This window comes from Stenotrophomonas sp. YJH_SMC_135, assembly GCF_059372355.1.
Map to the genome: position 1 here is coordinate 197,217 of NZ_JCAFVN010000005.1, position 22,909 is coordinate 220,125.

The window sequence follows — 22,909 nt, forward strand, 5'->3', positions numbered from 1 at the left end:
GATGCATCAGGGTCAGAAAATGGGAAAACTGGGGGCAGTTGCACGCCGCATGTACATGGCGGTGCCGGGCTGGAATGCGCGGCTTGCACTGAAGGATTTCCTGTTCCGGAACTTCAGCTTCGCCTTTGCCAATACAAATGCCTACCGCCGATGGAAAACCTTCGGCGCAGGGCAGGAATTTGCTGTTGTCACGGCGGGCGCGCAGCAGCCGCCAGCCGCTGCCGCTCCGATCGTTGCCGAAGGCGTGAAGGTGTCCTCCGTGGCGCGTATCTACGCAGACGCCTTCGACGTCGCTGCAGGCGTGCGCGGGTCTGAGTACGTGGAGCTGGCGCCTGCGCTACAGCCACCGACCAGCCTCCGCTTCAAGACGATCGCGTTCTACCTGCCGCAGTTTCACCCCTTCGCCGAAAACGACGCATGGTGGGGCAGGGGCTTCACCGAGTGGACCAATGTGAGCAAGGCCGTGCCACAGTTCCAGGGGCATCGCCAGCCGCACCTGCCCGGTGAACTGGGTTTCTATGACCTGCGCTTGATCGATGTGCTCAAGCGCCAGGCCGAGCTTGCCAAGCTGTACGGCGTTCACGGCTTCTGCTTCCACCATTACTGGTTCTCCGGTCATCGACTGATGGAGCGGCCGGTGGACCAGCTGCTCGCGCATCCGGAGATTGACCTGCCGTTCTGCATCTGCTGGGCCAACGAGAATTGGACCCGGCGCTGGGATGGGCATGAAAACGATGTGCTGATTGGTCAGAACTACACGGCTGACAACGACATCGCGTTCATTCGTGATGCGATGCCGTACCTGTCTGATCCGCGGTATATCCGCATCGATGGTCGGCCGTTGCTCATCATCTACCGGCCATCGCTGCTTCCCGATGCCCGCAAGTCGCTGGATGTCTGGCGCGGCTATGCGCGTGAGCAGGGCCTTGGCGAGCTGTTCATCGCCATGGTCCAGTTCGACGTCGATGATCCGCGCACGTACGGCTTCGATGCAGCCCTCGAGTTCCCGCCGCACAAGGTGGCGCGTGGCCTGTCCAGCATCAACCACACGCTGCACATCGCCAACCCGCGTTATGAAGGCTACGTGGTCGACTACCGCGAGATGGCCGAACGTTCCAGGAACTGGCCGGAAGAAGACTATCCGCTGTTCAAGGGGGTTACGCCACGCTGGGACAATGAAGCGCGAAAGCCGGGGCGCGGCTACACGTTCGCCCATTCCTCGCCGAGCGAGTACCAGCGCTGGCTGGAATCGGCGGGCGAGTTCGCACTGGCCAAACCTGTGCGTGGCGAGAGCGTGGTCTTCATCAACGCCTGGAACGAGTGGGCCGAAGGCGCCCATCTGGAACCGGACCGTTACTACGGTTATGCCTTCCTGCAGGCGACGCGCAATGTCACCGCCGGCACGGCGAAGCCGCGTGTCGCACTGATTTCCCATGATGCGCACCCGCATGGCGCGCAGTACCTCGCGCTCAACATGGCACGCAAGATGACGGCCGGCCTGGGACTGGACGTGCATGTCGTGCTGCTCGAAGACGGCCGCCTGCACAGCCAGTTCGCCGAGTGCTCCACGGTCCACCTGCTGGGCGACCGGGATCCAGCGGTGCTGGCCAATGAACTACGCCAGCTGGGCGTGCGCTCGGTGCTTGCCAATACGGCGGTCAGCGGCCGCATCGTGCAGGCGTTGGGTGATGCAGGTCTTACCGTGGTGTCGATGATCCACGAGCTGCCGGGTGTCATCCAGAGCTACGGCCTGCAGCCTGCACTGGCGGACATTTCCCGTGTGGCCAAGCGCATCGTCGTCGCCTCGGACGCAGTACGCGAAGGTTTGCAGCCCTTCCTCGACCCGGCAGGGCAGGCCAAGGTAACCAAGCTGCCGCAGGGGCTGTTTGCAGCCAACCGCCATCGCGGGAAGCGCAATCGAGACGCTGCGCGCGCAGCGCTGCGGCAGCGCTTGGGTCTCAAATCCACGGACAGGATCGTGTTGTCGGTGGGCTACGCCGATGCGCGTAAGGGTGTCGACCTGCTGGCCGAGGCGTTCACCAGCGCATTCGCCCAGCGACCTGATGTCCACGTCGTTTGGGTCGGTCACCGTGAAGAGGCTGCGTGTGAGGCCGCGGAAAAGGTGCTCCGCAGCCATGGCATGCTGGAGCGGTTTCACTTCGCCGGTCTCGACTTTGACACCGATGACTACTACGCAGGCGCTGACATCTACGCGCTCGCGTCGCGGGAAGATCCTTTCCCATCCGTCGTGCTGGAGGCCTTGTCTGTCGAGCTGCCGGTCGTCGCATTCGCAGGCACGGGGGGCGGTGCGGACCTCGTGGCCCAGCACCAGGCGGGCGTGGTCGTGCCGGCACTGGACGCCGTCGCCTATGGCGGCGCCTTGGCGCGTCTGCTCGATGAGGATTCGGTGCGAGCAACGGCAGGCGAAGCCGGACGACGCCTTGTCAATGCCGACTTCTCCTTCCGCAGCTACCTGCTGGACTTGCTGGATCTGGCCGGGCATCGCATTCCGCGTGTCTCGGTGGTAGTGCCGAACTACAACTACGCCCACTACCTGGAAGAGCGTCTGGCGTCGGTGTACGGGCAGGACTTCCCCCTGTATGAGGTCATCATCCTGGATGACGCCTCATCGGATGGGAGCCTGGCAGAACTCGAACGCCTCTGGCCAACATTTGATCCGGAGCCGCGCCTTGAGGCGTCGTCGGACAACAGCGGGTCGGTCTTCCGCCAGTGGATGAAGGGCGTGAGCCTGGCGCGCGGCGAGTACGTCTGGATCGCCGAGGCCGACGATCTTTCCAAGCCAGCATTCCTGCGCTCGCTGGTGGACCTGCTCGAGTCCAACCCCCGCTCGGTGATGGCGTTCTCGCAGTCGGAACAGATCGACGAGTTCGGCGAGGTGATGGCTGGCGACTATCTGGAATACACCAATGATCTCTCGCGTGATCGCTGGCGCAGCAGCTATTCGGCGATGGGTTCCGAAGAAGTTGAAGCCGGTCTGGCTGTTAAGAACACCCTGCCCAACGTCAGCGCCGTGCTGTTCCGTCGCGAGGCGCTGCTGCGCGTGATGCAGGAGCACATCGAAGAGATCACTCAGTATCGGATCGCGGGCGACTGGCTGGTCTACCTGCTATTGCTGCGCGATGGCGGCCTCAGCTTCAATGCGGAATCGCTCAACCAGCACCGCCGCCATGGCAACAGCGTGACCATCGGCTCCAAAGCGCAGGGTCACCTGGATGAAATCCGCAGCCTGCATGCCCACGCCCAGCGGCTTTTCCCGTTGAGCGCAGCCACGCGGAGCGCGGCCGCGGCATACGAAGACAAGCTGCGCACCCACTTCGGGTTGCGGAACCATTCAGCTGGGACGGAGTGATTGCATGAGCGCGTTGGTCATCGGTGGCAATGGTTTCATCGGTTCACGACTCGTCGCCGCGCTGCGTACGCGTGGTGAAGAGACGGCGGTGCTGGATCGCTTCCCTGCCCGCACGGACATGGACTGGGCTGGTGTGCGCTACTTTCAGGGCGATTTCCACGACGCTGATGTACTGGAGCAGGCGCTGCAGGATGTCGATTCCGTGTACCACCTCGCCAGCTGCACTGTGCCGAGCACTGCTGATGCTGATCCGATCGCTGATATCGAAGGCAATCTAATCGGTACCCACCGTTTGCTGGAGGCAATGCGCGTACGGGGCGTGCGTAGGCTCTGCTACTTTTCCTCTGGAGGAACGGTGTATGGCAACCCCGACACCCTTCCCGTTCCCGAAACGCACGCGCTGCGACCGATTTCCTCCTACGGCATCGTAAAGGTCGCCATCGAGCACTATCTGACGATGTTCCAACGTCAGGGTTGGCTGGATCCGGTGATCATCCGTCCCTCAAATCCCTACGGGCCAGGGCAGTCCACGCGAGGGATCCAGGGCGCAGTGGCTGTATTCCTGGGACGCGCGCTGGCAGGATTGCCTGTCGAGATATGGGGTGACGGGGAAACCGTCCGAGACTACGTGTTCATCGACGACCTCATCGATCTTGCGCTGTTGGCAACGGAGTCCGGAAGGACAGGAGTATTCAACGCGGCGTCTGGTAATGGCATCAGTCTGAATGAGCTCTGCGCGGCAATTCGGGTAGCTTCGGGCAGGGCATTGCCTGTGCAGTACAAGCCTGGTCGCACGTTTGATGTGCGATCCATTGTTCTCGACGTCCAGCGCGCCAAGCAGTTGCTGGGCTGGACACCAAAGATCGCGCTGGCGGAGGGGTTGATCCTCGCCTGGCGAAGCATGCAGGACGCGACGGGCAGCTAGATTCGCTTGAATCTCCGCGACGGCGTCGCACGGAGACGCAGGTGAATGTGCCCAGCAAGCAGTCGTGTGGCTTCATCGAACACAACTCAGTGTGAACTGAATCTGGCCTCCAGTCCTCGTATCGCTCGTCTTCAAGTGCGATTCCCTTCCCAACTGCAGTCTCGACGAGCGAGTCTGCGGAATTTTTCGAGTATCGGCACAAAGGAATGAGCAGAACAGCGTCCTCCCAAACAAGTCACTTCCCGCTGATAGTGGCTATCTGCGCCGCCCTCGGACTATTCGTGTACGTGGCGACTGCCATGATTTCACCTCTCAACGGCGAGGATTTCGCATTGACGCGGGATATGGCCGGCGTTGCGCCGATGGATCGTTTCGGCTGGATCATTGAACGTTCGTCGGCACAGATTACGCAGTGGAACGCACGTCTTGGAGAGCAGCTCGCAATCCTCTGGCTGAGCGTACCTCGGATCTACTTCGTCCTGGCGACGACAGCCTCGCTGCTGTTCTTCTGTGCCGTGGTTGCCGTGTATGGGCGCAGGCAAACGGATCGCGATTCGTTCCTGCATGGCTCAATCTACGCGCTGGCGATGCTCTGGTTGTTCTGGCCGGGTTACGAAGTTTTTTTCTGGACGACGGCCCAAGCGGCCTACTTCCAGCCGATGATTCTCACCCTTCTGTTGATGTCCTTTTACTTTACCGCCGAGGCGACGCAGAAGCTTGGTGAATCGAACCTCCGCTGTCTTGTTGCGGTCGTACTGGCGTGCCTTGTTGGCCTTTCGTTCGAGAACGTACCGCCTGCGCTGGGTGCGGGAATGGGGCTGGTACTTCTGCTGAGCGGAAGGGCTCGCTGGCGAATACGCGCAATTGTTCCCATCATCGCACTCGCCGCTGCGTGGGGAGTGTTGATGCTGGCGCCCTCCACAGCAATCCGTCGTGCCGCATACGCAGCCATGTATCCAGCCAACCTCGGTGTTGGTCACGTGCTTGAGCGGTCCCATAGTGTTTTTGGCACGTTGGTGAGTACAGGCTGGCTGCTCGTGTTGGCAGGGACGGCGGCTAGCGTTTACCTGTGGCGCGTGCACGGATGGCGGCAGCAGGTGGTGCTGGCGTGGACGGTGTCCTCTCTCACTGTGCTCAGTGTCATTGCCGCGCCCTACACGGAGCCTCGTGCCTTTATTGTTCCGTGGGCAATCTGGTACATGCTCGTTGTCGCCGCTGTCATTCGACTGGTGTCGATCAGTTGGTTCCGCTCGGGTGCAGCGATTGTAGCCGTTGCCAGTCTTTACCTTCCGCTGCAGGCGAATCTCTCATATGTTGAGTTTGCGCGCAGCCTGGAAGAGCGAGATTCCTACATACGAATCATGTCTAGGACCGAGCGCTGCCAGCAAGGCATTGATGTCGGGCATGCTACTAAAGCATATTCTTATAAGTATCTGAACAGTCGCGAAGCCTGGTTCGTCGCAAATCCTGCTTACGTAAGCGCCTACTACGGTTGCAAGGTGCTGCCGCAATGAGCAGTCGCCGATGGATGCCATTCCTGCGATATGCGGTCACTGGTGGCCTGAATACTGCCGTGCACTGGATGATATTTGTGCTTCTGGTATGGCTGGGTAACCCACAGTCCATCTCCAACCTCTGCGCGTTCCTGGTGGCGGTCACATTGTCTTTCTTCCTGAATGCTCAGTGGACATTCAAGACCCGGACCAGCATCAAGCGGTATGTGGTGATGGTTCTGACAATGGGGACGCTCAGCTTCGTTCTGGGTGCCGTCGCAGATGCGCTCTCACTGCATCCGATCGTTACAATGGTCGGGTTTTCTGCCGTAAGCTTGGTGATTGGTTACCTTATTGCAAAGTTCATTGTTTTCCGGGAGGTCCCTTGAAAATCAGTCTTGTCATACCGGTCTTCAATGAACAAGAGGCCATCCCCATCTTTTACCGGGCGGTGCAGATGCTGCCTGGACTTGAGGGGCATGATCTCGAGCTTGTTTTTGTAAATGACGGCAGCTCCGATGGAACCGAGTCGGTCATCACTGCGTTGGCGGCGGCGGATCCCAAAGTCACGCTGATCAATTTCTCGCGTAATTTCGGTAAAGAACCAGCATTGCTGGCTGGCATACACGCAGCGCGTGGCGATGTCGTCATCCCGATGGATGTCGATCTCCAGGATCCACTGGAGTTGCTTCCCGCCATGGTCGAAAAGTTCAAGGCAGGTGCCGATGTTGTACTCGCACGGCGCGTTGATCGCGGTAGCGATGGCTTCCTCAAGCGAAACAGTGCCAACTGGTTCTACAAATTGATCAATGCGATTTCAGAAAGTCCTGTAGAGGCAAACGTTGGTGACTTCCGCCTGATGTCCAGGCCTGTCGTTGAAGCGATCAAGCAACTGCCCGAGAACCGGCTGTTCATGAAGGGCTTGTTGAGTTGGGTTGGCTTTTCAACCGACTTTGTCGACTACTCACGACCCGAGCGCTCTGCCGGTGTCTCGAAGTTCAATGGTTGGAAGCTGTGGAATTTTGCGCTTGAGGGAATCACCTCGTTCAGTAGCGCGCCGTTGCGCGTGTGGACGTACGTCGGCAGCACGATTGGATTTTTCTCGATTGCCTACGGGGTCTGGATTGTGATCGACAAGCTGCTGCATGGGAACGCAGTGCAGGGTTACTCCTCTTTGATTGCAGCCATTCTCTTTCTCGGTGCCGTCCAGTTGATTGGAATTGGCGTCCTCGGTGAGTACATCGGGCGTATCTATTCCGAGGTGAAGCGTCGTCCCCGCTACATCGTCCGCAGCACAGTGCAGCATGAGAAGAAGGACTGAACGGATGGAGGCTGGCGCGTACCGTATGTGGGTAGCGGGACTGTTGGTGAGCCTGGTCGGAATAGCCGGGTGCTCAGAACAGGTGCCCGAGGTGACAGTTCCGGCCGGGATGGTCCACGGCGAGCGGGCAAGCCCCTCCGCCGTCATCCAAAAGCCGCATGTCGCGCAGGGCTGCAATCTTGAGACCGTCAATGGGCAGCCCGTCGCCTCGTTACCGGTCCAGGCGTCAAACGGTCAGATTGCATTGAGTGGTTGGGTCGCGGGCCAGATCGATGATCGTGGCGAGCTGGTCGGCGAGACTTCGCTGGTGTTTTCTGCGGGTCCCGGAACCACGGAAATTAACGTCGCCGGAGCAGATGTTCATCACCGTGAGGATGTTGCGCGTTCTCTCGGAGAGCCTGCGTTGTCCGCGGCAGGATTCGAAGCTCTCCTAGATGGATCAAAGCTGTCGCCGGGCACATACGCCCTCACGCTGAAGCGAGGCTCTTACGTATGTGCCCAACCATTCAGTCTGCAGAGGGGCAATTGAAGTCTGATCCTGCACGCTCCGCGGGCCACTTCCTGCACAGCGGATTCACTTGTTTTATGAGGTTCGCGTGAGCCTGCCCCCGCGCAGCTTGTCGTACAGACGTTGGCCAGGTACTTCCACGAAGTAATATGTGAAAGCTGCCGTCACTACCACGCAGGCGAGCGTGACCAAAGCTGCAGTGGCAAATGCGAGTCCACCGTGTCCGATGTGCGCATCTATTTGCGCGTAGATGCCATGCATCTGCAGGAGTTGGATCAGCGGGAACTGCACCAGATGCTGTAGCTTACAAGGCCAAGCCAGCGGGTTACCTTGTTGTCGAGCCATCGCGGGAAACCCGCTATCGACATGCCGACCATCAAGGGCGCTGCAATCGAAAGCAGAACTTCTTCTGGCAGGCCGAACGGTGCGTGCAAGGAATAGATGGTGCATGCCAGCAGCGCCAGGAAAGCAACACCTACGGCTTGGCGCTGCATTGCATTGCGTGCTGTCGGCATGCCGGCACGGCTGAGATGTAGGATAAGGAGGCCGAGAACGAAATATTGGCTGTGGACCAGTACGTTGAGTGATGCGAACTCGTTCAGTTGGCCATCAAAGCTGTCCTGCAGGTAGCGCTTTGAAAGTACTGCAATCGGGCATAGCACTACCCACGCGAGTGCTGCCGACTTGACTGTCCTGATGGTCGAAAGCAGCAGCGGGAACATGAAGTAGAAAAGCCATTCGATACCGATGGACCAACCGCCGCCGACGAGGCCGCTCTGCTTGCCTGGTACAAGCGTAAACAGGAAGCTTCCTGACAGCATGAAGTCGAGCAGAGGTGGCATCGGTTGATCCATGGCCAGCCGAAAAGCCACGCCTGTGAGGATCATGAAGTAAAACAGCGGAGCGATTCGGAAGAATCTTTTCTGGTAGAAGACCTTGATCGCTTCGGTACTGCTCATGCGTGAATAGTAGGCATGACCGATAGCAAACGCGCTCAGCACGAAGAACACGCGGACGAAGAAGTCCATCCTTCCGGTAATGGCCGCAGCCGTCTCATTGATCGGGATGCCCGAAAGATAGAGGACATGAAACATGACCACGCCGAGCGCCGCCAATCCGCGGAGGACGTCCGGCCCGTGGATGCGGTCTTGCATCTGATTGTTCATAGTAAGAAGTGAACCCGTGAAGGAGAAAAGGGCCGGCTGAACTTCAGCCGGCCCTTGGATGGCGAAAGGCCTCTGCGCTGAGTCGTCAGAGCGCCTTTTCCAGCTCCGGCAGGATCCCAAACAGATCGCCCACCAGACCGATATCGGCGATCTCGAAGATTGGCGAATCCGGATCCTTGTTGATCGCCACGATCGTGCCGGCATCCTTGATGCCGGTCAGGTGCTGGATGGCGCCACTGATGCCGACGGCCACGTAAAGTTCCGGCGCGATGATCTTGCCGGTCTGGCCGACCTGCAGGTCGCTGGGCACGTAGCCGGCATCAACCGCAGCGCGCGAGGCACCGACGGCGGCACCGAGCTTGTCGGCCAGCTGGAAGATGACCTTGAAGTTCTCTTCCGAACCGACACCACGGCCACCGGAGACCACGCGCTTGGCGCTCTGCAGGTCCGGGCGGTCGCTGGCACCAGCGGCGAGGCCGACGAAGCGGGTGTGGGTCGGCAGGGCAGCATCGACGCTGGCCGCTTCGATGGTGGCGCTGCCGCCCTGGGCGGCTTCCGGCCACGAGGCGGCACGCACGGTGGCGACCACGATCTGGTCGGCCGGGGCTTCCACGGTGATGATCGCGTTGCCGGCGTAGATCGGGCGCTTGAAGGTGTGGCTGCCTTCAACGCTCATCAGGTCGGAAACCTGGTTGACGCCCAGCAGGGCGGCCACGCACGGCATCAGGTCCTTGCCGAAGGTGGTCGACGGGCCGAACACGTGGGTGTAACCCTTGGCCAGCTGCGCGATCTGCGGTGCCAGCACCTGGGCGATGGCCTGCGCGTTGGCAGCGTTGGCCACGGTCAGGACCTTGGCGACGCCAGCGATCTTCGCGGCCTCGGCAGCCACGGCAGCCGGATCGGCGGCCAGCACCAGCACGTCGATGCTGGCGCCGCTGATGGCGGCAGCAGCGCTGACGGTCTTGGCGGTGGCGGCGTTGAGCTTGCCGTCGTGGTGCTCGGCGATGACGAGAATCCAGCTCATTACAGCAACCCCTTCTGCTTGAGTGCGGCAACCAGTTCGGCCGCGTCCTTGACCATCACACCCTTGCTGCGCTTGGACGGCGCGGCGTACTGGGTGGTCTTGAAGGTGTCGGCGGCTTCAACGCCGAGGTCGGCCAGCTGCAGGGTCTCCAGCGGCTTGGCCTTGGCCTTCATGATGTCCGGCAGCTTGATGAAGCGCGGCTCGTTCAGGCGCAGGTCGGTGGTGACCACGGCCGGCAGATCGACTTCCAGCGTTTCCAGGCCGGCGTCGACTTCGCGGGTCACCGTGGCCTTGCCGTCGGCAACGTCCAGCTTGCTGGCGAAGGTCGCCTGCGGGCGCCCCCACAGCGTGGCCAGCATCTGGCCGGTCTGGTTGGCGTCGTCGTCGATCGCCTGCTTGCCCAGGATCACCAGGTCCGGCTGTTCCTTCTCGATCAGCTTGAGCAGGGTGCGCGCGGCGGTCAGCGGCTGGATGGCCTGGTCGGTGACCACATGGACGGCGCGGTTGGCGCCCATGGCCAGGCCGTTGCGCAGGTGCGCCTGGGCATCGGCCGGGGCGATGGTGGCGACCACGACCTCGCTGGCGATGCCCTTGTCGCGCAGGCGCAGGGCCTCTTCCAGGGCGATTTCATCGAAGGGGTTGGGGGACAGCTTGACGCCGTCGGTGACCACGCCGGAACCGTCCGGCTTGACCTGAATGCGGACGTTGTAGTCCACCACGCGCTTGTACGCGACGAGGATTTTCATCTGGTACGGGGTCCTTCAATAACGGAGAGAACGTCCGGTCCTCGCACAGCAACCGGTTCGGGGGTGGGACCCCGATTCTAGCTGGCTTGAGGGGACCATGCGAATGCGTATGGTCTTGTAGTGATGCTGCGCCGCCGCATAGCTTTGGCGTGAAGGCAGCTTTCTGATGTCATGTTCACGTCATGCAGGCAGTCGTGAAGGTTTCCCCGATGTATCCTGTCCCGCTATGTCGGGCACCGTGGGTGCCTGTGGACGTCATCATTGAACAGGAGATCAGGTAGTGCCCACATGGCTTGTCACCGGCGGTGCCGGCTTTATCGGCGGAAATTTCGTCCTCGAGGCAGTTGCCCGTGGCATCAAGGTCATCAACCTCGACGCCCTGACCTACGCCGGCAACCTGAAGACCCTGTCCAGCCTGGACGGCAACCCGAACCACGTGTTCGTGCAGGGTGACATCGGCGACGGTGCTCTGGTGACCCGTTTGTTGGCCGAGCACCAGCCCGATGCGGTGCTGAACTTCGCCGCCGAGAGCCACGTCGACCGTTCCATCGATGGCCCGGGTGCCTTCATCCAGACCAATGTGGTGGGCACTCTGGGCCTGCTGGAAGCGGTGCGTGACTACTGGAAGGCGCTGCCGGCCGAGCAGGGCGCGGCCTTCCGCTTCCTGCACGTATCGACCGACGAGGTGTACGGCACCCTGGGCGAGACCGGCAAGTTCAGCGAAACCACGCCGTACGCCCCGAACTCCCCGTATTCGGCGTCGAAGGCCGCTTCGGACCACTTGGTGCGTGCGTTCCACCACACCTACGGGCTGCCGGTGCTGACCACCAACTGCTCCAACAACTACGGTCCGTACCACTTCCCCGAGAAGCTGATCCCGCTGGTGATCGCCAAGGCGCTGGCTGGCGAACCGCTGCCGGTGTACGGCGATGGCAAGCAGGTGCGCGACTGGCTGTTCGTGTCCGACCACTGCGAAGCGATCCGCACCGTGTTGGCCAAGGGCCAGGTGGGCGAGACCTATAACGTCGGCGGCAATTCGGAAAAGCAGAACATTGAAGTGGTGCAGGCGATCTGCGCACTGCTGGACCAGCGCCGTCCGCGCGAAGACGGCCAGCCGCGCAGCAGCCAGATTACCTACGTCACCGACCGCCCCGGTCATGACCGCCGCTATGCGATCGATGCCTCGAAGCTGAAGAACGATCTGGGCTGGGAACCGGCCTACACCTTCGAACAGGGCATCACCTTCACCGTTGACTGGTACCTGGACAACCAGGAATGGGTCAACGGCGTGCTGGACGGCAGCTACCGTCTGCAGCGCATCGGCACCGCAGCCTGAATCCAGGAGATTTCATGACCCAGCGTAAAGGCATCATCCTGGCCGGGGGCTCCGGCACCCGGCTGTATCCGATCACCAAGGGCGTCAGCAAGCAGCTGCTGCCGGTGTACGACAAGCCGATGATCTATTACCCGCTCAGCGTGCTGATGCTGGCGGGCATCCGCGAGGTGCTGATCATCAACACCCCGCACGAGCAGGCGCTGTTCCAGCAGCTGCTGGGCGACGGCTCGCAGTGGGGCATGGACATCCAGTACGCGGTGCAGCCGAGCCCCGATGGCCTGGCCCAGGCCTACCTGATCGGCCGTGATTTCGTCGCCGGCAAGCCGAGCTGCCTGGTGCTGGGCGACAACATCTTCCACGGCCACGGTCTGCGAGAAGTGCTGCGCAACGCCGACCAGCGCGAGCAGGGCGCGACCGTATTCGGCTACTGGGTCAACGACCCGGAGCGCTACGGCGTGGCCGAGTTCGACAAGGACGGCAAGGTCATCGATCTTGTCGAGAAGCCGGAGAATCCGCGGTCGAACTATGCGGTTACCGGCCTGTATTTCTATGACGGCAATGCCAGCGACTATGCGGCCGAGCTCAAGCCGTCGCCGCGTGGCGAGCTGGAGATCACCGATCTGAACCAGCGCTACCTGCGCGAGGGCCATCTGCATCTTGAGGCGCTCGGCCGTGGTTACGCCTGGCTCGATACCGGCACCCATCAGTCGCTGCTTGAGGCGTCCAACTTCATCGAGACCATCCAGACCCGTCAGGGCCTGCAGGTGTGCTGCCCGGAAGAAATCGCGTTCGGCAAGGGCTGGATCAACGCCGAGCAGCTGGAAGCACTGGCTGCGCCGCTGATCAAGAATGGCTACGGCCAGTACCTGCACAAGCTCGCCCTGCGTGGAGTCGTTCCGTGAAAGTGATTGAAACCAAGTTGCCCGGCTGCGTGGTGATCGAGCCGGCGGTGTTCGGCGATGCCCGCGGTTATTTCTTCGAAACCTGGAACGCCGAGCGCTTCGCCGCGCTGGGCCTGCCGGACCGTTTCGTGCAGAGCAACGTGTCGACCTCTGCGCAGGGCGTGCTGCGCGGCCTGCATTACCAATGGCCGCGGCCGCAGGGCAAGCTGGTCAGCGTGCTGGAAGGTGAGGTCTATGACGTGGCCGTGGATATCCGCCGCGGTTCGCCGACCTTCGGCCAGTGGGAAGCGGTGGTGCTGAGCGCGGAGAACAAGAAGCAGTTCTGGATTCCGGAGGGCTTTGCCCATGGCTTTGCCGTGTTGTCCGAGCGTGCGGTGTTCAGCTACCTGTGCACCGAGGTTTATCTGAAGGACTTCGATGCCGGCGTGCGCTGGAATGACGCAGGCATTGCCGTGGACTGGCCGGTCAGCGCACCGACCCTGTCAGCCAAGGACGAGAATGCACCGTTCCTGAAGGACATTGCTGAAGATCGCCTGCCGGTCTACGTGCCATGACCGTGCTGGTGTTCGGTGGCAACGGGCAGGTGGGCCAGGAGTTGCTGCGCGCGCTGGCGCCGCTGGGGAAGGTGATTGCAACCACGCGCAGCGGCCAACTGCCCGACGGAAGTACCTGCGAAACGGCCGACTTCGGCCAGCCCGACAGCCTGCCGGCATTGCTGGACCGCGTGCAGCCGTCGCTGGTGGTCAATGCGGCCGCCTATACCGCAGTTGATCGTGCGGAGCAGGAGGTCGAAGCTGCCTTCGCTGCCAATGCGCAGGCGCCGGGCGTGATCGCGCGCTGGTGTGCGGCGCATGGCGTGCCGTTCGTGCATTACTCCACCGACTACGTGTTCGACGGCCAGGGCAGCGCGCCCTACTGCGAGGACGAGCCGACCGCACCGCTGGGCGTGTATGGCACCAGCAAGCGCGATGGCGAGGACGCGGTGCGCGCGGCCGGTGGCCGCCATCTGATTTTCCGCACGGCGTGGGTGTATGCCTCGCACGGCGCGAACTTCCTGCGCACGATGTTGCGTGTGGGTGCAGAGCGTGACGTATTGCGTGTGGTGGCTGACCAGATCGGTACGCCGACGCCGGCGGCGCTGATCGCCGATGTCACCGCGCAGGCACTGCAGCATCCTGGACAGTTGTCGGGTACCTGGCACCTGACCGCCAGCGGCCAGACCAGCTGGCATGGCTTTGCCGAGGCCATATTTGCCGAGGCGTTGGCCAGCGGCGTGTTGGCCAAGGTGCCGACGGTCGAGGCGATTCCCAGTTCCGAATATCCGACCCCGGCCAAGCGCCCGGCCTGGTCGGTGCTGGACAACCGCAAGCTGCAGCAGGATTTCGGCGTCGTGCTGCCGAGCTGGCAGGATGGCCTGAAGCGGGTGATGGCGGAGCTGGCCTGACGGCCGTAGCGCCGGGCCAAGCCCGGCGACGCAGCGCTGCCGGGCCGATCAGGGACGGGTCAGAGCCCGCTGCGCAGCAACGGGATCCGACCCCGGGCAAACCTCAGCGGCGCCCGTAGGTATCCTCGAAGCGCACGATGTCATCCTCGCCCAGGTAGCTGCCGGACTGCACTTCGATCAGTTCCAGCGGCAGCTTGCCCGGGTTGCGCAGGCGGTGGGTCACGCCCAGCGGAATATAGGTGCTCTGGTTCTCGCTGAGCAGGATCACCTCGTCACCACGGGTCACTTCAGCGGTGCCGCTGACCACTATCCAGTGTTCGGCGCGATGGTGATGCATCTGCAGGCTCAGCGTGCCGCCGGGCTTGACCGTGATCCGCTTGACCTGGAAGCGCTCGCCGTTGTCGATCGAATCGTAGGCACCCCACGGGCGATAGACCTTGCGGTGCCAGGTGGCCTCGCTGCGGCCCTCGGCCTTCAGCTGCGCAACCACTGTCTTGACGTCCTGCATGCGGTCGGCCTTGCCGACCAGCACCGCGTCGTCGGTTTCCACCACCACCACGTCATCCAGCCCGACCAGCGCCACCAGGCGCTGTGCGTAGGCATAGGTGTTGCGGCAGTCGATGGCGATCACGTCGCCCTGGTGGGCGTTGCCATCGCCGTCCTGCTGCGAGACATCGCGCAGCGCGGTCCACGAGCCGACATCGTTCCAGCCGGCATCCAGTGGAATCACCACGGCATCGGCGGTCTTCTCCATCACCGCATAGTCGATCGAATCGGACGGAACGGCAGTGAAGGCCTCCTTGTCCAGGCGCGTGAAATCGGCATCGCGACGCGCCTGCTGCCAGGCCTGGCGGCTGCCGGCGAGCATGGCGGGCTGGAAGCGTTCCAGCTCCTGCAGGTAGCGCGAGGCCTTGAACAGGAACATGCCGCTGTTCCAGTAGTACTGGCCGCTGCTGACGTAGCGGGTGGCGGTGCCCAGGTCGGGCTTCTCGACGAAGCGCTCGACCGCGCGCAGGCCCTGGCCATCGGCGGCCTTGATATAGCCGTAGCCGGTTTCCGGGCCGGTCGGCACGATGCCGAAGGTCACCAGCTTTCCGGCTTCGGCGGCAGCGGCGGCGGCCTGGACGGCGCTGCGGAATGCAGTCTCGTTGTTGATCACATGATCGGAGGGCAGCACCAGCAGCAGCGCGTCGCCGCCGTCGCGGGTGGCTTCCAGCGCGGCCACCGCGATCGCCGGTGCCGTGTTGCGGCCGACCGGCTCAAGGATGATCGCGGCTGGCTCGGCGCCAACCTGCTGCAGCTGCTCCGCGGCTACGAAGCGATGCTCTTCGTTGGCGATCACCAGCGGTCCACGCGCGGCGATCGGCGCCACGCGCTTCCAGGTGGCCTGCAGCATCGTCAGTTCGCCCGCCAACGACAGGAACTGCTTTGGGTACGCCTCGCGCGACAGCGGCCACAGGCGGGTACCGGATCCACCGGACAGGATGACGGGCTGGATGCTGCTCATGCGTTCCTCGATTACTGCTGGATGAGGCGGGAGATGTCGTCGGTACGTGCCTGCATCAGTGCGGCATCGCCCCGGGCTTCAACATTCAGGCGCAGCAGCGGCTCGGTGTTGGAGCTGCGCAGGTTGAAGCGCCAGTCGCCGAAGTCGGCGCTGATGCCATCGGTGTGGTCCAGCGTGGGCGACTGCGCTGCGAAGTGCTCCATCACGCGTGCGACGGCGGCCTTGGCATCGCTGACCTTGAAATTGATTTCGCCGCTGCACGGGTAGGCAGCCATGCGGTCTTCGACCCAGTCGGCCAGCGAGCGCCCGCTTTCGGAAACCAGCTGGGCGATCAGCAGCCACGGAATCATGCCCGAGTCGGCATAGGCGAACTCGCGGAAATAGTGGTGGGCGCTCATCTCGCCACCGTACACCGCGTCTTCGGCGCGCATCTTTTCCTTGATGAAAGCGTGGCCGCTCTTGCACTGCACCGGTACGCCGCCGGCCTGTTCGACCATGTCCACGGTGTTCCAGACCAGGCGCGGGTCGTGCACGACCTTGCCGCCGGGATTGCGCGCCAGGATTGCCTTGGCCAGCAGGCCGACCAGGTAGTAGCCCTCGATGAAGCGGCCGGTATGGTCGAAGAAGAAGCAACGGTCGAAGTCACCGTCCCAGGCAATGCCGAAATCGGCACCGTGTTCGCGCACGGCGTCGGCGGTGGCGGCGCGGTTCTCCGGCAGCAGCGGGTTGGGAATGCCGTTGGGGAAGCTGCCGTCCGGCTCGTGGCAGATGCGGATGAACTCGAACGGCAGGTGCGGCGACAGCAGGTCGACGATGGCCCCGGCACCGCCGTTGCCGGCGTTGACCACCAGCTTCAGCGGTCGCAGCTTGCCAGCGTCGACATAGCTCAGCAGGTGCTGGATGTACGCGCTCTTGTCGTGCTGCGCGCTCTGCGCGGCACGCGGCGGCTGTGCCGCGGACGTATCGGCGGCAACCGCATCGGAAATCGCGAACAGGCCAGTATCGGAGCTGATCGGTCGTGCGTTTTCCTTGACCAGCTTCATGCCGTTGTAGTCCATCGGATTATGGCTGGCGGTGACCATCACACCGCCGGCCGCGCCCAGGTGGTCGGTCTGGAAATAGACCTCTTCCGTGCCACACAGGCCGATGTCGATCACCTCGCGCCCGGTACCGCGCAGACCTGCGGCCAGTGCATCCTGCAGCGCGGGGCTGGTCAGGCGCACGTCATGGCCCAGCACCACCGGGCCCGGCGCAAGCTGCGCCGCCAGGGCAACGCCGATGCGGCGGGCCAGATCTTCGTTCAGTTCTTCCGGCACGCGGCCGCGGATGTCATAGGCCTTGAAGGCGGGCAGGGGCATTGATCGGGATCCTTGGGTGGCTCAGCACGCGATTGTAGTACCTGTCTTGTATGGGAAGCGTTTCCATGCCGCAACGCCACGTGACCGCCTGCCGTGCTGGCCTAGAATGGTGTGATTACATCAACGAAGTGAGGGCGTAGATGAGCAATCCGGCAACGACCGGCGCAAAGCGCGGCAAGCGCTTCGCCAGTGCGACGGAGGCCCTGCAGGGGGTGGTCGCCGATGGACAGACCCTGGCCGTGGGCGGCTTTGGCCTGTGTGGCATCCCCGAGGCGCTGATCGCTGCGCTGCGCGACAGTGGCGTCAAGGGCCTGACCGTGATCTCCAACAATGCCGGTGTCGATGGCTTCGGACTGGGCCAGCTGCTGGAAACCCGGCAGATCAGCAAGATGATTTCGTCCTACGTGGGCGAGAACAAGGAATTCGAACGGCAGTTTCTGGCTGGTGAGCTGGAGCTGGAGTTCAACCCGCAGGGCACTCTGGCCGAGCGCCTGCGTGCCGGTGGTGCGGGTATTCCGGCGTTCTTCACTGCCACCGGCTATGGCACGGTGGTTGCCGAGGGCAAGGAAACCCGCGAGTTCGACGGCAAGCACTACGTGATGGAGACGGCGCTGCGCGCCGATGTGGCGCTGGTCAAGGCCTGGAAGGCCGACGAGGCCGGCAACCTGGTGTTCCGCAAGACCGCACGCAACTTCAACCCGGCCTGTGCGATGGCCGGCAAGGTCTGCATCGTGGAAGTGGAGGAGGTGGTGCCGGTCGGTGCCATCGACCCGGACCAGGTGCACCTGCCAGGCATCTATGTGCACCGCATCGTGCACAACGCGCATCCTGAGAAGCGAATCGAACAGCGCACCATCCGCGCGGAGGGCAACTGACATGGCGTGGACCCGTGACGAGATGGCGGCACGCGCCGCCCAGGAGCTGACCGATGGCGCCTACGTGAACCTGGGCATCGGCCTGCCGACGCTGGTTGCCAATCACATTCCCGAAGGCGTGGACGTGTGGCTGCAGTCGGAGAACGGCCTGCTCGGCATCGGCCCGTTCCCGACCGACGCTGAAGTCGACGCGGACCTGATCAATGCCGGCAAGCAGACGGTTACGGCGCGTGCCGGTGCCAGCTACTTCGGCAGCCACGACAGCTTCGCGATGATCCGCGGTGGCCATGTGAACCTGGCCATCCTTGGCGCCATGCAGGTCACCGACAAGGGTGACCTGGCCAACTGGATGGTGCCCGGCAAGATGGTCAAGGGCATGGGCGGGGCAATGGACCTGGTCGCCGGCGTGCAGCGGGTTGTGGTGCTGATGGAGCACACTGCCAAGAACGGCGAGCACAAGATCCTGGCCGAATGCACGCTGCCGTTGACCGGCGTGGGCGTGGTCGACCGCATCATCACCGATCTGGCGGTGTTCGACGTGACTGAAAAGGGCCTGTTGCTGGTGGAGGCCGCGCCGGGTGTCAGCGATGAAGAGCTGAAGGAAAAGACCGGCGTCGCGTTCCAGCGCGGCTGAGGCTGCAAGGGCGGCCAAACGTGCCGCCCTGCTTCTTGAGGTGCCGCCATGCTGTTCCCCCACGACCTGCCCGATGCCGATGTCCTGCACCTGCCGGGATGGCTGGCTGCGGCCGAGGCCGACCAGCTGCTGTATTCGCTGCAGGCCGAAGTGCCCTGGGAAACCCATCGCATCCGCATGTTCGGCAACTGGGTGGACTCGCCGCGGCTGAGCTGCTGGATCGGCGACCCGCAGGCCCGCTATCGCTATTCCGGTGCCGAGTTCGTGCCGCGCCCCTGGCCGCCGGTGTTGCAGGCCATGCGCGGGCGCCTGGAAGCCGAAGGCCACGGCCGCTTCAACAGCGTGCTGCTGAACCGCTACCGCGGTGGCGGTGACTACATGGGCTGGCACAGCGATGACGAGCCGGAGCTGGGCCCGGCCCCGGTGATCGCTTCGCTGAGCCTGGGCGCGGCGCGCCGATTCCTGCTGCGACGCCGCGACGACCCGGCACGCAAGGCTGAATTCGTGCTGGGCCACGGCGACCTGCTGCTGATGGCCGGACAGACCCAGCGCTTCTACCAGCACGCGCTGCCGAAGATGGCACGGGTGCAGGGTGAACGGATCAACCTGACGTTCCGTTGGATTTCGCCGCGTTGACGAAGAAGGGGTCAGATCCCTTTCTGGCCGGAAAGGGACCTGACCCCGTAACCACATGCCCGGCGAATGCTGCGATCAGCGCGCAACGGTCGGCTGGTCGGCCTGCCCGCTCTGCAGCGTCCAGCCCACCACGTCCTGCGCCAGCTGCTGCAGGCCACGCTCGAACGCGGCGGTCACCGCCGGTACGTCGGTGCTGCCGACCGGCTGCGCCTGGCGGAAGGTGCGGTCAGCGACCACACGCTGGTCGGCGACATGGATCAGCTTGGCGTTGACCTCGATCACCACGGTGGGCGTGGCCTGGCCCTGGTAATCCGATTCGAAGCGGCGCACATCGGTGGACAGCTTGTAGTCGGCGCGGATGCCGGCGGTGCTGCGGGCCACGCCGCGGATGCGGCCGGAATCCTCGAAGCCACGCAGCAGGGTGTCCTCGATCATGTCGGTGGCCGGCTGCGCCCAGCTGGCACCCTTGTAGATCTCAAGCTGCGACGGTGTCGGCCGCACATTGATGCGCGGGCTGTCGACCATGCGCGCGGCGCTGGGCTTGGCCAGTACCAGCTGCCAGCTGGCCTGCGGCCACGCCGGGTCTGCCTTGACCTGCACGGACGGCGAGTACAGCGTCACCGCGGTTTTCTCGCTGCTGCCGAGGATGGAGCAGCCCCCCAGCAGGGTGACCATCGAAGCGGCCAGCAGCAGGCGCGGAAGGGTGGTCGGGCTCATTTGGGTTCGAACTCCTTCGGTGCGTCGCGGCCCAGCAGGTAGCGCGCGGGGTTGTTCTCGAGGCGGTCGCTGACCCGGCGCAGGTCGCGGATCAGGCCGCGCAGTTCGGTCAGCGTCGGGCCCAGCTGGCCGAGGCCATCGTTGGCGAAGCTGTTGATCGCGGCGCGGTTCTCGCCAAGGATCGAATCGGCGTTGCCGGCGGCCGAGTCGAGCTTGGCCAGGGTCGCGTCGAGCTTGTCGATGATGCCGGGCAGCTGCTGCACCAGGTTCCTGTCCAGGCGCTCGATGGTGCCGTTGGTGGTCTTCAGCGTGGTGTCCAGGCTGCGGGCGGCATCGCGCGCGCTGAGCAGCAGCGCCTGCGTGCCCTGGTCACGGTCGGCCAGGCCGCCGCTGATCGTCTCCAGGTTGGCCAGCGTCGCGTTGATCGAGGCCACGTTGCGGTCGCTGAGGATCTGGTCCATGCGCTCGACGATGCGGTTGGCGACGTCGGTGATGTTCTGCAGCGCAGAGGGCGTGGTCGGGATGATCGGTGCCGGGTCCTTGTTGACCGTGGTCAGCGCCGGCGACTGCGGCGTGCCGCCGCTGAGCTGGATGATCGACGGGCCGGTCAGGCTGGTGATCGCCAGCTTGGCGCGGGTATCGGTCTTGACCGGCGTGTTGGAGTTCAGGCGGATGCGCGCGACTACCTGGCGCGGGTCGTCCGGCACCAGGTTCAGTTCGGTGATCGAGCCCACCGCGATGCCGTTGTACTGCACCGGGCTGCCCACCGACAGGCCGGTCACCGCTTCGCGGAACACCACGCGGTACTCCTGCCAGGTACGGTCGGAGGAGTATTTGGCGGCCCACAGGCCAAAGGCCAGCAGAGCCAGGCCGGTGATCAGGGTGAACGCGCCGATCAGCACGTAGTTGGCTTTGGTTTCCATGGCTCAGGCACTCTCGATCTGTTCGCCACGCGCGGCGCGCGCGCGGGGTCCGTGGAAGTATTCCTGGATCCACGGATGATCCAGTTTCTCGATGTCAGGCAAGGGTGCGTTGGCCACCACCTTGCGGTCGGCGATCACCGCGACCCGGTCGCAGATCGCGTACAGCGTGTCCAGGTCGTGGGTGATCAGGAACACGGTCAGCCCCAGCGCTTCCTGCAGGGTCTTGATCAGGCGGTCGAACGCGGCCGCGCCGATCGGGTCGAGGCCGGCGGTGGGTTCGTCCAGGAACAGCAATGGCGGATCCAGCGCCAGTGCCCGGGCCAGGCCGGCGCGCTTGCGCATGCCGCCGGACAGCTGCGAGGGCAGCTTGTTGATCGCATCGGCGGGCAGGCCGGCCAGCTTCACTTTCAGCAGCGCCAGTTCGTAGTGCCAGCGCTCGGGCAGCTCGCGATGGTGTTCCTTCAGCGGCACCTGCACGTTCTCGCCCACGGTCAGCGAGGAGAACAGGGCGCCATCCTGGAACAACACCCCGGTGTTGCGCTCGATGTGCAGCCGGCTCTCGGCGTCGTCGGCCCGCGCGTCGCGGCCGAGTACTTCGATCTGCCCGGCATCGGGCACGCGCAGGCCCAGGATCGAGCGCATCAGCACCGATTTGCCGGTACCGGAGCCGCCGACCACGCCCAGGATTTCGCCGCGGCGCACATCCAGGTCCAGGTCTTCGTGCACGGTCTGGCTGCCGAAGCGGTTGACCAGGCCACGCACGCGGATGGCCAGTTCGTGGCCCTGGTCGTCGCGCATGTCGATGGAGTCGGGGAGGGCGGATGTGCTCATGTCACCAGTCCATGTGCATGAACCACAACGCCGCGAAGGCGTCGATGATGATCACCAGCGAGATCGTCTGCACCACGCTGGAGGTGGTGCGCTCGCCGACCGACTGCGCGGTGCCCTCGACCTTCAGTCCTTCCAGGCAGCCGATCAGGCCGATCACCAGCGCGAACACGGGTGCCTTGGACAGGCCGACCAGCAGGTGCCGCACTTCCATCGTCTCGTGCATGCGCGCGATGTACATCTGCGGCGGGATGTCGAGGTCGAACGCGCCGACGGTGATGCCGCCGGCCAGGCCCGCGATCATCGCGATGAAGGTCAGCAAGGGCAGGGTGACCAGCAGCGCCAGCAGTCGCGGCAGCACCAGCAGGTCGACCGGGTCCAGGCCCAGCGTGCGCATTGCATCGATCTCCTCGCGTGCCTTCATCGCACCAATCTGCGCGGTGAACGCACTGGCGGTGCGGCCGGCCAGCACGATCGCGGTCAGCAGTACCGCGAACTCGCGCAGGAAGGCGATGTTGACCAGCTCGACCACGTAGATCTCGGCGCCGAAGTCGCGCAGGATGGTCGAGCCGAGGAATGCGATCACCGCGCCCACCAGGTAGGACAGCAGCGCCACCAGCGGCACCGCATCCAGCCCCACCTGCTCCATCTGGTGCACGGTGGCGGTCAGCCGGAAGCGGCGGGGTTCCTTGACCAGCCGGGCCGCCTTGACCAGGTTCTCGCCGAGGAAACTGCACAGCGCCTTGATGTTGTGGCCAGTGGCGTGGACGCTGACACCCAGCCGTTCCAGCGCGGCCAGCACGCCGAAATCGCGCTTGGGCTTGGGCCGGTCGTCGGCCACTTCCTCGATGGTGCACACCAGCGCCTGGTGGTCCGCGCGGAACTGCAGTGCGTCCTCGTGCAGATCGGCACGGTGGGCCACGCGCAGCACCTGCAGCACGCCGGCCGAATCCAGCTGCTCGATGCCGGTGGCATCGATGCCGGTCAGCTTGTCGGGAACGCCGTGCAGGACCTCGGCCGCGGCCAGCGCGGTCTTCAAGGTCCAGGTGCCGGACAGGTGGATCAGGCCCGGGTCATGGGCATCCTGTTCGAGCTGGGGGGCGAGGTTCGGGGTGACGTGGGCCATTCGGGTCGCAGCATAACCGTTCCGTATAGGGCTTCGCGTCGAACTCGGATGAATTTCTCCGGTGGGCCCC

At 63.7% G+C, this 22,909-nt stretch carries 22 protein-coding genes; 13 read left to right on the plus strand and 9 right to left on the minus strand.

From position 1 onward, the window contains the following. Window position 1: 1 nt before the first annotated feature. The 6 genes from AC5P98_RS17455 (at window position 2) to AC5P98_RS17480 (ending at window position 7,638) form a co-directional block, all read left to right on the plus strand. On the plus strand, window positions 2-3,370 hold the full coding sequence (locus AC5P98_RS17455) for a glycoside hydrolase family 99-like domain-containing protein (protein WP_049420155.1): 3,369 nt from the start codon (window positions 2-4) through the stop codon (window positions 3,368-3,370). Between the two features lie 4 nt (window positions 3,371-3,374). After that, on the plus strand, window positions 3,375-4,295 hold the full coding sequence (locus AC5P98_RS17460) for an NAD-dependent epimerase/dehydratase family protein (RefSeq protein ID WP_014645848.1): 921 nt from the start codon (window positions 3,375-3,377) through the stop codon (window positions 4,293-4,295). A 206-nt stretch (window positions 4,296-4,501) separates the two neighbouring features. Then, complete coding sequence (locus tag AC5P98_RS17465; RefSeq protein ID WP_014645849.1) at window positions 4,502-5,809, plus strand: DUF6056 family protein; 1,308 nt, start codon at window positions 4,502-4,504, stop codon at window positions 5,807-5,809. Then, window positions 5,806-6,177, plus strand: coding sequence for a GtrA family protein (locus AC5P98_RS17470; RefSeq protein WP_049405977.1), 372 nt, complete (start codon window positions 5,806-5,808; stop codon window positions 6,175-6,177). Before AC5P98_RS17465 ends, AC5P98_RS17470 begins: the two co-directional genes overlap by 4 nt. Then, window positions 6,174-7,109 carry a glycosyltransferase family 2 protein gene (locus AC5P98_RS17475; RefSeq protein ID WP_032957905.1) on the plus strand — a complete coding sequence of 312 codons (936 nt, stop codon included), beginning with the start codon at window positions 6,174-6,176 and terminating at the stop codon, window positions 7,107-7,109. Before AC5P98_RS17470 ends, AC5P98_RS17475 begins: the two co-directional genes overlap by 4 nt. A gap of 46 nt (window positions 7,110-7,155) precedes the next feature. Next, a complete protein-coding gene (locus AC5P98_RS17480; protein ID WP_141098653.1) occupies window positions 7,156-7,638 on the plus strand; it encodes a hypothetical protein in 483 nt (160 codons plus the stop codon). Between the two features lie 254 nt (window positions 7,639-7,892). On the opposite strand, the gene AC5P98_RS17485 is transcribed toward AC5P98_RS17480, so the two are convergent. The 3 genes from AC5P98_RS17485 to AC5P98_RS17495 all read right to left on the minus strand — a co-directional run bounded on the left by AC5P98_RS17485 (window position 7,893) and on the right by AC5P98_RS17495 (window position 10,553). After that, on the minus strand, window positions 7,893-8,771 hold the full coding sequence (locus tag AC5P98_RS17485) for an acyltransferase family protein (protein WP_495230130.1): 879 nt from the start codon (window positions 8,769-8,771) through the stop codon (window positions 7,893-7,895). Between the two features lie 97 nt (window positions 8,772-8,868). Continuing rightward, window positions 8,869-9,807, minus strand: a complete 939-nt coding sequence (locus AC5P98_RS17490) for an electron transfer flavoprotein subunit alpha/FixB family protein (RefSeq protein ID WP_049405974.1) — start codon at window positions 9,805-9,807, stop codon at window positions 8,869-8,871. Beyond that, window positions 9,807-10,553 (minus strand): electron transfer flavoprotein subunit beta/FixA family protein, encoded by a 747-nt coding sequence (locus tag AC5P98_RS17495; RefSeq protein WP_049419611.1) that lies wholly within the window; start codon window positions 10,551-10,553, stop codon window positions 9,807-9,809. Before AC5P98_RS17495 ends, AC5P98_RS17490 begins: the two co-directional genes overlap by 1 nt. Window positions 10,554-10,833: 280 nt before the next feature. Here AC5P98_RS17495 and rfbB point away from each other — a divergent pair, with 280 nt between their 5' ends. The 4 genes from rfbB to rfbD are packed head-to-tail and all read left to right on the plus strand — an operon-like array spanning window position 10,834 to window position 14,235. Next, a complete protein-coding gene (gene rfbB / locus AC5P98_RS17500; RefSeq protein ID WP_014645855.1) occupies window positions 10,834-11,889 on the plus strand; it encodes a dTDP-glucose 4,6-dehydratase in 1,056 nt (351 codons plus the stop codon). A 14-nt stretch (window positions 11,890-11,903) separates the two neighbouring features. Next, window positions 11,904-12,791 carry a glucose-1-phosphate thymidylyltransferase RfbA gene (rfbA, locus tag AC5P98_RS17505; protein ID WP_014645856.1) on the plus strand — a complete coding sequence of 296 codons (888 nt, stop codon included), beginning with the start codon at window positions 11,904-11,906 and terminating at the stop codon, window positions 12,789-12,791. Further along, on the plus strand, window positions 12,788-13,345 hold the full coding sequence (gene rfbC, locus AC5P98_RS17510) for a dTDP-4-dehydrorhamnose 3,5-epimerase (protein WP_014645857.1): 558 nt from the start codon (window positions 12,788-12,790) through the stop codon (window positions 13,343-13,345). Before rfbA ends, rfbC begins: the two co-directional genes overlap by 4 nt. After that, a complete protein-coding gene (gene rfbD, locus AC5P98_RS17515; protein WP_049405970.1) occupies window positions 13,342-14,235 on the plus strand; it encodes a dTDP-4-dehydrorhamnose reductase in 894 nt (297 codons plus the stop codon). The genes rfbC and rfbD overlap by 4 nt, the downstream gene beginning before the upstream one ends. A gap of 103 nt (window positions 14,236-14,338) precedes the next feature. Here rfbD and AC5P98_RS17520 read toward each other — a convergent pair whose 3' ends face one another. Both AC5P98_RS17520 and AC5P98_RS17525 read right to left on the minus strand, forming a co-directional pair. Next, on the minus strand, window positions 14,339-15,742 hold the full coding sequence (locus AC5P98_RS17520; RefSeq protein WP_049405968.1) for a mannose-1-phosphate guanylyltransferase/mannose-6-phosphate isomerase: 1,404 nt from the start codon (window positions 15,740-15,742) through the stop codon (window positions 14,339-14,341). A gap of 11 nt (window positions 15,743-15,753) precedes the next feature. Beyond that, window positions 15,754-17,100, minus strand: a complete 1,347-nt coding sequence (locus tag AC5P98_RS17525; protein ID WP_049405966.1) for a phosphohexomutase domain-containing protein — start codon at window positions 17,098-17,100, stop codon at window positions 15,754-15,756. Window positions 17,101-17,240: 140 nt separating this feature from the next. Here AC5P98_RS17525 and AC5P98_RS17530 point away from each other — a divergent pair, with 140 nt between their 5' ends. Genes AC5P98_RS17530 through AC5P98_RS17540 form a run of 3 tightly spaced genes read left to right on the plus strand, consistent with a single transcriptional unit; the run spans window position 17,241 to window position 19,245 of the window. Then, window positions 17,241-17,975 carry a CoA transferase subunit A gene (locus AC5P98_RS17530; RefSeq protein WP_049405964.1) on the plus strand — a complete coding sequence of 245 codons (735 nt, stop codon included), beginning with the start codon at window positions 17,241-17,243 and terminating at the stop codon, window positions 17,973-17,975. A gap of 1 nt (window position 17,976) precedes the next feature. Next, window positions 17,977-18,609, plus strand: coding sequence for a CoA transferase subunit B (locus AC5P98_RS17535; RefSeq protein WP_032957921.1), 633 nt, complete (start codon window positions 17,977-17,979; stop codon window positions 18,607-18,609). A gap of 48 nt (window positions 18,610-18,657) precedes the next feature. After that, window positions 18,658-19,245 (plus strand): alpha-ketoglutarate-dependent dioxygenase AlkB family protein, encoded by a 588-nt coding sequence (locus tag AC5P98_RS17540; RefSeq protein WP_049405962.1) that lies wholly within the window; start codon window positions 18,658-18,660, stop codon window positions 19,243-19,245. A 75-nt stretch (window positions 19,246-19,320) separates the two neighbouring features. On the opposite strand, the gene AC5P98_RS17545 is transcribed toward AC5P98_RS17540, so the two are convergent. Genes AC5P98_RS17545 through AC5P98_RS17560 form a run of 4 tightly spaced genes read right to left on the minus strand, consistent with a single transcriptional unit; the run spans window position 19,321 to window position 22,839 of the window. After that, a complete protein-coding gene (locus tag AC5P98_RS17545; protein WP_014645864.1) occupies window positions 19,321-19,962 on the minus strand; it encodes an ABC-type transport auxiliary lipoprotein family protein in 642 nt (213 codons plus the stop codon). Continuing rightward, entirely contained in the window at window positions 19,959-20,885 is a 927-nt protein-coding gene (locus tag AC5P98_RS17550) for an MlaD family protein (RefSeq protein ID WP_014645865.1), read from the minus strand. Before AC5P98_RS17550 ends, AC5P98_RS17545 begins: the two co-directional genes overlap by 4 nt. Before the next feature lie 3 nt (window positions 20,886-20,888). Continuing rightward, entirely contained in the window at window positions 20,889-21,716 is an 828-nt protein-coding gene (locus AC5P98_RS17555; protein WP_014645866.1) for an ABC transporter ATP-binding protein, read from the minus strand. 1 nt (window position 21,717) lies between these two features. Then, window positions 21,718-22,839 (minus strand): MlaE family ABC transporter permease, encoded by a 1,122-nt coding sequence (locus AC5P98_RS17560; RefSeq protein ID WP_014645867.1) that lies wholly within the window; start codon window positions 22,837-22,839, stop codon window positions 21,718-21,720. Between the last annotated feature and the right edge of the window lie 70 nt (window positions 22,840-22,909).

What these genes read in the sequence shown, in the direction of transcription:
- AC5P98_RS17555 (WP_014645866.1), bottom strand. Translation starts at nt 21,716, where the DNA reads ATGAGCACATCCGCCCTCCCCGACTCCATCGACATGCGCGACGACCAG.
- AC5P98_RS17495 (WP_049419611.1), bottom strand. Translation starts at nt 10,553, where the DNA reads ATGAAAATCCTCGTCGCGTACAAGCGCGTGGTGGACTACAACGTCCGC.
- AC5P98_RS17470 (WP_049405977.1), top strand. Translation starts at nt 5,806, where the DNA reads ATGAGCAGTCGCCGATGGATGCCATTCCTGCGATATGCGGTCACTGGT.
- AC5P98_RS17460 (WP_014645848.1), top strand. Translation starts at nt 3,375, where the DNA reads ATGAGCGCGTTGGTCATCGGTGGCAATGGTTTCATCGGTTCACGACTC.
- AC5P98_RS17540 (WP_049405962.1), top strand. Translation starts at nt 18,658, where the DNA reads ATGCTGTTCCCCCACGACCTGCCCGATGCCGATGTCCTGCACCTGCCG.
- rfbA (WP_014645856.1), top strand. Translation starts at nt 11,904, where the DNA reads ATGACCCAGCGTAAAGGCATCATCCTGGCCGGGGGCTCCGGCACCCGG.
- AC5P98_RS17550 (WP_014645865.1), bottom strand. Translation starts at nt 20,885, where the DNA reads ATGGAAACCAAAGCCAACTACGTGCTGATCGGCGCGTTCACCCTGATC.
- AC5P98_RS17530 (WP_049405964.1), top strand. Translation starts at nt 17,241, where the DNA reads ATGAGCAATCCGGCAACGACCGGCGCAAAGCGCGGCAAGCGCTTCGCC.
- AC5P98_RS17545 (WP_014645864.1), bottom strand. Translation starts at nt 19,962, where the DNA reads ATGAGCCCGACCACCCTTCCGCGCCTGCTGCTGGCCGCTTCGATGGTC.
- AC5P98_RS17485 (WP_495230130.1), bottom strand. Translation starts at nt 8,771, where the DNA reads ATGCAAGACCGCATCCACGGGCCGGACGTCCTCCGCGGATTGGCGGCG.
- AC5P98_RS17455 (WP_049420155.1), top strand. Translation starts at nt 2, where the DNA reads ATGCATCAGGGTCAGAAAATGGGAAAACTGGGGGCAGTTGCACGCCGC.
- AC5P98_RS17520 (WP_049405968.1), bottom strand. Translation starts at nt 15,742, where the DNA reads ATGAGCAGCATCCAGCCCGTCATCCTGTCCGGTGGATCCGGTACCCGC.
- AC5P98_RS17525 (WP_049405966.1), bottom strand. Translation starts at nt 17,100, where the DNA reads ATGCCCCTGCCCGCCTTCAAGGCCTATGACATCCGCGGCCGCGTGCCG.
- rfbD (WP_049405970.1), top strand. Translation starts at nt 13,342, where the DNA reads ATGACCGTGCTGGTGTTCGGTGGCAACGGGCAGGTGGGCCAGGAGTTG.
- AC5P98_RS17465 (WP_014645849.1), top strand. Translation starts at nt 4,502, where the DNA reads ATGAGCAGAACAGCGTCCTCCCAAACAAGTCACTTCCCGCTGATAGTG.
- AC5P98_RS17560 (WP_014645867.1), bottom strand. Translation starts at nt 22,839, where the DNA reads ATGGCCCACGTCACCCCGAACCTCGCCCCCCAGCTCGAACAGGATGCC.
- AC5P98_RS17490 (WP_049405974.1), bottom strand. Translation starts at nt 9,807, where the DNA reads ATGAGCTGGATTCTCGTCATCGCCGAGCACCACGACGGCAAGCTCAAC.
- AC5P98_RS17535 (WP_032957921.1), top strand. Translation starts at nt 17,977, where the DNA reads ATGGCGTGGACCCGTGACGAGATGGCGGCACGCGCCGCCCAGGAGCTG.